Origin of the sequence: Protofrankia sp. Cj3, from assembly GCF_917627355.1 — a bacterium.
Taxonomy (GTDB): domain Bacteria; phylum Actinomycetota; class Actinomycetes; order Frankiales; family Frankiaceae; genus Protofrankia.
This window is the reverse complement of record NZ_CAKJTR010000002.1, coordinates 27,308-32,259: the sequence shown is the minus strand read 5'-3', so window position 1 is coordinate 32,259 and position 4,952 is coordinate 27,308. Positions and strand designations below refer to the sequence as shown.

Annotated in this window: 3 protein-coding genes; 1 reads left to right on the top strand and 2 read right to left on the bottom strand. The window is 64.8% G+C overall.

The annotated features are described in order from the left end of the window. Window positions 1–7: 7 nt before the first annotated feature. Window positions 8–598: a L,D-transpeptidase family protein gene (locus tag MJ783_RS00565; RefSeq protein ID WP_239307902.1), complete on the bottom strand. Its 591-nt coding sequence runs from the start codon at window positions 596–598 to the stop codon at window positions 8–10. A gap of 939 nt (window positions 599–1,537) precedes the next feature. Between MJ783_RS00565 and MJ783_RS00560 the strand changes: the two genes are divergently transcribed. After that, a complete protein-coding gene (locus MJ783_RS00560; protein ID WP_239307901.1) occupies window positions 1,538–3,259 on the top strand; it encodes a proline--tRNA ligase in 1,722 nt (573 codons plus the stop codon). A gap of 99 nt (window positions 3,260–3,358) precedes the next feature. Here the strand turns inward: MJ783_RS00560 and lysS are convergent, their stop codons facing one another. Then, window positions 3,359–4,828 carry a lysine--tRNA ligase gene (gene lysS / locus MJ783_RS00555; protein WP_239307900.1) on the bottom strand — a complete coding sequence of 490 codons (1,470 nt, stop codon included), beginning with the start codon at window positions 4,826–4,828 and terminating at the stop codon, window positions 3,359–3,361. Between the last annotated feature and the right edge of the window lie 124 nt (window positions 4,829–4,952).

Sequence of the window (4,952 nt, the reverse complement as noted above, 5' to 3'; positions counted from 1 at the left end):
CGCGAGGCTACTTGCCGAGCGACGCCGCGTCGCCCATGACGATCAGCGGCCGGCTGGCGGGCGACAGCCAGGCGAGAATGGCGACGATCCCCTCTCTCGTCACGGCGACGCAGCCCTGGGTTGCACAATTGTGATCAACATGCAGCCAGATACCGCCGCCGGCCGCCGTACCGAGCGGGCGCTTGGGGTCTGACGGGGGGTAGCCGGGCATCCGGTTGTAGTCAATCGCTACCACGTAGTCGAACGCGGCCGCCATGTCCGGCTCACCGGTCTGATAGTAGGATGGCCGGTACTCGTAGGGCATCAGCGTGCCCGGATCGGGCTGACGCCCGCCCGCGGCCGTCAGCGTGAACACACCCACGGGGCTGCATAGATCACCATCGTAGTGATTCAGGGACCAGCCGTTTGCCCCGTTACGGCCGGCAAGCGGAGCCGCGGCCCGAGTCCATCCGGCGCATGCATCGGTGCGCTGCCACAGAGTGACCGTGTTCGTCGTGGCCGTCTGGTCGGGCGCTGAGACCACAATCACCTGGCGGTTCACGTCGGCGATCCGCTCGGACATCTCCGCACCAAGATCAAAAATAGTCACATACATCATCCGACCGTCCCTGCCTCCCCTCCGCAGCCTGATGTGCCTGGTTCAGGCACATGTAACGCGCCAATGGCGTCTTCGACAAGTGCCGTGGTCAACTCGGTGGCCTTCCGGAGTGGGCTCATCCGCCAGCGGCAATGAAAAGACAGCTCCGCCCCCGGAGCTTGTCCCGTTCGGTGACCCGATCGGGACGGCCTGCCACCCTGCCGGATGGCAGAAAATCACACGTACGGCTGATACTGCTCGCAACAACCGCTCTTAGAGCGCCCGGCAATAGGGGACGCGGCGTCGCGGGGCCAGGGCACGCACCTCGCCGCGTTGTCGTCAGTCGCCACCCAACACCTCCGGTGGCTCCCTCCTCCGCCTCGCGCCGCACGCACTCCAGCCCCGCTCCTTGATCCACACCCCTATTGCCGGGCGCTCTTATTTTTGGCGCGAACAAACAACGCGAAACACCGGCGCAGCCGAACGCGCCGTCAGCAACGGTCGGCGTAGGCGGTTCGTGACGACTCTCGCGGTCAGCGGCTGGTAATCCTGGCATCACGGGCCGCGCCGCCCCACATCGCAGCGATGTGAGAGCCGCGGTGGGCCGCCGCTGGGAGGGCGAGGGGGCCTGACGCCGTGGTCGTCAGAGGCGGTAAGTTGGTCTGGAACTCGGTCAGTGCCGCTCTGTCAAGACTTGGAGGGCCCGGGAACAGCTTGTTGCCGGGCGCTGGTGGCCGAGGGCCGGCTCATCAAGCGAGAGGGGATCTCCCAGTGGGCTCCGTCAAGGCCGCACGTCGACCGATCTAGGGCGTATCTGATGGATGTTGGTCGATGCGGACGATGATCCATCAGACACGCCCTGACCGGGCTGCCCGCACGGGGCTGACTCGGCGTCGTTCTCGTGTGTGACGGCTTGCCGCCGGTTGCCGGCTACTTTCCCAGTGACGGAGGTCTTTTCCCGTGGATTACCTTTCCCGCATGTTCGCCCGGACACTTCGCGACGATCCCGCCGAGGCTGAGACAGCCAATCACAAGCTGCTCGTTCGTGGCGGGTACGTCCGGAAGGTCGCTTCCGGCATCTACACCTACCTTCCGCTCGGGCTTCGCGTTCTCCGCAAGGTCGAAGAGATCGTGCGCGAGGAAATGACCGCCGCCGGCTGTCAGGAAATACTGATGCCGGCGCTGCTGTCTCGTGAGCTGTGGGAGCGGACCGGCAGGTGGGCCGACTATGGCGACCTGATGTTCCGGGTGGCAGACCGCAAGGGAGCGGAGTTCTGCCTTGCTCCCACGCACGAAGAGCTGGTGACCAGCCTGATCGCACATGAGGTCAGCAGCTATCGAAACCTGCCGCTGAGTGTGTACCAGATTCAGACCAAGTACCGGGATGAGTTGCGGCCGAGGTCCGGCCTCATTCGCGCTCGTGACTTCATCATGAAGGACGCCTACAGTTTCCACCCGGACCTGGACTCGCTCCGTGCCACATACAACGTGATGTACAATGCCTACGAGCGTGTGTTCACCCGCTGTGGCCTTCGTTTCCGGGCTGTGGAGGCGCAGGCCGGCGAGATCGGCGGGGATGTGAACCACGAGTTCATGGCTCCGAGCGAGATCGGCGAGGATCTGTTCGTCTATGCGCCCAACGGCAGTTATGCCGCGAACATGGAGGCTGCTTACGGTCAGCGGCCCATCGCGGTGGAGCCTGGGACACAGCCGCTCCAGCGGCTCCACACGCCGGGCGTTCCAGGAGTCGAGGAACTCGCCGCGCATCTGGACCTGCCGGCGAGCCGGATTCTGAAATGTGTCCTGTACAAGATTCCGCGCTCCGGCGGCGAACAGGATCAGATCATAGCTGTCCTCTGTCCGGGTGACCGTGAGATCAACGAGTACAAGCTCACGGCGATTCTCGGAGCGGCGCCTGTCCTCCTCGGTGAGAGCGACTTCGCGGCGAACCCCGGTCTGGTCCGCGGGTACGTCGGGCCGCAGGGGCTTGCGGCCCACGTCAGCCGGATCGTCGCAGATCACCATGTAGCGGCTGGCCGCGACTGGTGCACCGGGGCAAACGAAGTCGACTATCACGTGGCTGGCTGCAACCAGGGACGCGACTTCGAGCCGGACGAATACGCGGACGTGACCAATGTCCGGTCAGGTGACCCCTCGCCGGACGGCACGGGCCCGCTCGCGGTCGAGCGGTCGGTCGAAATCGGCCACATCTTCCAGCTCGGCACCAGGTATTCCGTGCCTCTCGCCGCGACATTTCTTGATGACAACGGCAAGGACGCGCCCATGGTGATGGGCTGCTATGGCATCGGCATCAGCCGGATTCTTTCGGTTGTTATCGAGCAGCACCATGACGAGAATGGGATCGTGTGGCCAGCGGCGCTTGCTCCGTATGACGTCGAAGTGATTCCGCTGGGCCGGAAGATCGATGAGGAGATCGTCAACTCGGTCGCCGGACCGCTGGTGGCGGAGGGGCTTGAGGTCCTCGTGGACGACCGGACCGGGAATTCCGCCGGCGTGAAGTTCGCGGATGCTGATCTGCTCGGCTGCCCGGTACAGATTGTCATAGGACGCCGTGCGGCGGAAGGAATCGTCGAGATCCGCACGCGGGACCGATCGGTCGTGACCGAGGTTGAGATCACGGATCTGCCCAAGACGGTGGAACACCTTCGCCGCAGTCTGTAACCCGCCGTTCTACCGCGGCCCGGCGCACTCACCTCTGCCGTCGTCCCAGCCGCTCCCACGCCACGTCGCGCGGGAGCGGCCCTTTCCTCCCTCGTGTGCTCAGCTGGCGGTGCTGTCGGTACTGGCGATGCCATCGGTGCTGGCATCGCCGGCGGTCTGGCCCTTTGTCCCGCGCATGGTGGGGAACAGGACGACATCGCGGAGGGTCGGGGCGTCAGTGAGGAGGGCGACGAAACGGTCGATGCCAATGCCGAGTCCTGACATGGGAGGCATACCGTATTCCATTGCCTCGATGAAATCCTCTTCCATCATCATCGTCTCGTCATCGCCCGCCTCACGCAGCGCGGTCTGTTCGTCGAGACGCTGCCGCTGCTCCACCGGATCGATCAGCTCGGAGTAGGCCTTGACGATCTCCCAACCATTGACCACGACCTGGAAGCTGTCGAGCTGGGTTGGGTCGGAGTCGCTACGCCGCGCCAGCGGGACCAGCTCGGCGGGGTGGTGCAGCAGGAAGCACGGCTGGATGAGATCGGGACGAACCGTCTTCTTGTACAGCAGATCGACCAGGCCCGCGTACGACGGCGCCGCACCGACATCCAGACCAAGCCCGACGACCCGCTCACGCAACGCCGGAAGGTCACGCACTACTCTCAGGTCGATCCCGGTCCGGCGGGCCACCTCGGTCCGATAGTCGACCTCGGGCCAGCTGGCACCGAAGTCGAGCTTGGTGCCCCCGTAGGTGATGGTCCGGCTACCGATGACGTCGTCAAGAACAGTAATGATCATCTCTCGGACGAAAGCCATGTTGTCGCGGTAGTCCCAGTACGCCGCGTACCACTCGAGCATGGTGAACTCCTGGAGGTGCGAGGAGTCCATACCCTCGTTGCGGAAGTTACGGCCGATCTCAAAGACGCGGTCGAAGCCGCCGACCACGACGCGCTTGAGGAGCGTCTCGGGGGAAATCCGGAGATAGAAGTCCTCACCGAGGGTGTTGTGCCGGGTCACGAACGGGCGGGCAGCGGCGCCCGACGCCGCCTCCTGCAAGATCGGCGTCTCCACCTCAAGGAAGTCGTTGTCTTCCAGGAAACGACGAATGCTCCGAATGATCCTGATGCGGGTCTCGAACCGCTCCCGTGACTCGGCGTTGACAAGAAGATCCAGGTAGCGACGCCGGTAGCGGGCCTCCACATTGGACATCCCCGCCCACTTGTCCGGAAGCGCCCGCGCCGTGCGATTGAGCACGGTCAGCTCGGATACGGCAACGGTGCGTTCGCCCTTACGGGTGGTGTACATCTGTCCCGCGACACCCGCAAAGTCTCCGATCTTGACGGACCGGGACCACTCCTTGACGGTTTCCTCGCCGAGGTCGTTGCGGGACAGGGAGACCTGGACGCGGCCCGACCTGTCCTGAAGGTGACCGAACACGAGGCCGCCCATGCGCCGCCACAGCATGATACGGCCGGCGAGCCTGACGGCGGTGCCATCAGGCGCCTGCCTGGCGGCGGCAGCCAGCGAGTCCGCGCGGTATCCGGACTGAGGCCCCGTGACGCCGGGCTGCTCGGTTGACATGGTCACACCTTCTCGAGCGGGATGGGTACGAAAACGGACGGTAAGTGCCACGAGAAAAATGCCGGTAGTGGCGCGGCCGTCGGTCTGGCGGGCATCTCCAGCCTACCGGCCGAAGCCACCGGCC

Coding starts and splice junctions, on each gene's coding strand:
- MJ783_RS00565 (WP_239307902.1), bottom strand. CDS start 598: ATGATGTATGTGACTATTTTTGATCTTGGTGCGGAGATGTCCGAGCGG.
- lysS (WP_239307900.1), bottom strand. CDS start 4,828: ATGTCAACCGAGCAGCCCGGCGTCACGGGGCCTCAGTCCGGATACCGC.